This window comes from Caulobacter sp. D5 (assembly GCF_003185805.1).
GTDB lineage: Bacteria > Pseudomonadota > Alphaproteobacteria > Caulobacterales > Caulobacteraceae > Caulobacter.
In genome coordinates this window covers 1-1758 of sequence record NZ_QHJY01000407.1, presented here as the reverse complement: position 1 = coordinate 1758, position 1758 = coordinate 1, and the positions used below count along the sequence as shown (strand labels likewise).

At 67.8% G+C, this 1758-nt stretch carries 2 protein-coding genes; both read right to left on the bottom strand.

All coding sequences use genetic code 11. From position 1 onward, the window contains the following. Positions 1–153 precede the first annotated feature (153 nt). Complete coding sequence (locus tag DMC18_RS22180; RefSeq protein WP_110121739.1) at positions 154–462, bottom strand: hypothetical protein; 309 nt, start codon at positions 460–462, stop codon at positions 154–156. A gap of 24 nt (positions 463–486) precedes the next feature. After that, complete coding sequence (locus DMC18_RS22175; RefSeq protein ID WP_110121738.1) at positions 487–1533, bottom strand: class I SAM-dependent methyltransferase; 1047 nt, start codon at positions 1531–1533, stop codon at positions 487–489. Positions 1534–1758 lie beyond the last annotated feature (225 nt).

Here is a 1758-nt window from a genome sequence, read left to right as displayed (position 1 = left end):
ACCCCCTCACCCTCCCACGCCTGCGGCGCGGGCCCCTCCCTCTCCCCATGGGAGAGGTTTCAAAGAGCGCCGCCTCTCCCCCACACACAAAAAAAGGCGCGGTCGTTTCCGACCGCGCCAGGCTCTCACTGCGCAGATGCAGCGGGGACGTCGTTAGCTGCGCGCCTCGGGCGCGGCCCGCAGGGAACGCAGCAGGTTCTGGACGATGGCGTCGCGCTTGGCGTTCAGCTGGGCCTGCAGCTCAGGACCCGGCTGGAAGTTGTCGACTTCCGCATTGGCCAGCACGCCGTGGCTTTCGAGCACGGCTTCCAGCACGTGGACGCGGTCGGTCAGCACCCAGACCTCGCGGGTCAGGGACAGGATCGCCTCGCCCAGGTCGTCGATCTGGTCGGCGGTCAGCATCCGGCGGTTCACCGGCTCGGAGATCGGGCGCTCGAAGGTCTTCGGAGTCATCGCGTTCATGTCGCTCGCTCGTTGTCGGAAGGATCAGGCGGGCTTGTGGGCGCGCAGCACGTAGTAGGCGTGGGTCGGGGCCTGGGTGGCACCCTCGACGTCGACGAAGCCGATGTCCTTGCAGATCTGGATCAGGTCCATGCTCGCCGAGGCGCGCCAGTAGGGCTCGCCGCCCCACTTGGCCAGGTAGTCGTAGCGCCAGGAACTCAGCTTATCGATTTCGGCGTAGCGCGGCACGTCGGCCATGATGATGTCGCCGCCCGGCTTCAGCATCCGGAAGGCCTCTTCCAGGATCGACTTGATGATCCGCGGCGGGGCCTCGTGGAACAGGATGAAGGTGGTCACGAGGTCGAAGCTCTCGTCGGCGAAACCGGAGTTTTCGCCGCCCTTGACCATCAGCTTCCAGTTCCAGCCCTTCTCGTTGGCCACGCGGCGGGCCTGTTCGAGCATGCGGGCCGACCAGTCGATGCCGGTGATCTGGGCCTCGGGAAAGGTCTCCTGCAGGGCCTGGGTGAAGTGGCCCGAGCCGCAGCCGATATCGAGGATTTCCTTGTAGTCGCGGCGCGGGGCCTGCTGGGCGGCCGCCCGGCGCTGGCCGAAGATGTCGCCGCCGTAGCCGCGCGCCACCAGCTGCTTGTGCACCAGCTCGCCGTGGACGTAGCCGGTGTGGTCGATGTGGTCCCAGCCGCCGGTGGTGCGGTGGAACCAGACCTTGCTCCAGTAGCTGGGCGGGGTCTCGCCGTCGCCGTAGTCCAGCGTGGCCGGGCCTTCGTCGAGGGTCTTGAGGTAGGGCTCGAGCACCGCGCGGCGCTCCTCGAAGGCTTCGTCGCAGTGCGCGCCATGGGTGCGCGAGGCCCATTCGCCGAACAGCTCGCGGATCTTGAAGATCTTGGAGTCGGCCAGGGTCTCGACGACCAGGGCGTGGCGCTCATCCATGTCGTCGGGCAGGGTCTGGGCGTTGACGCCCTTCATGGCCAGTTCCGCCTCGGAGGCGAAGTGCAGGCCGAAGGTCGCCTTCGATACGCCCGCCTGGAAATCGAGCGACGCGCGACCGCGCTGGGCCAGTGCCGGAGCTTCCATGACGCACCTCTAAAACCTTGTTTCGATGAAGGACTTTACCCCCGCCGAAACGTCCTGAAAGGTCCGGCGGACCCGCTATCCGCAGAACGGTCAGCGGGTGGTGAAGCTCGGATCGGCGACCCTTGCGGCCAGGCGCGCCGCGGCGGCGGCGTCGCCGGCGGCATTGGCGAGCACGAGATCGGCCGAAGCCGCGATCGCCTGCGCCAGTCCCTCGGCCTGCGCGGG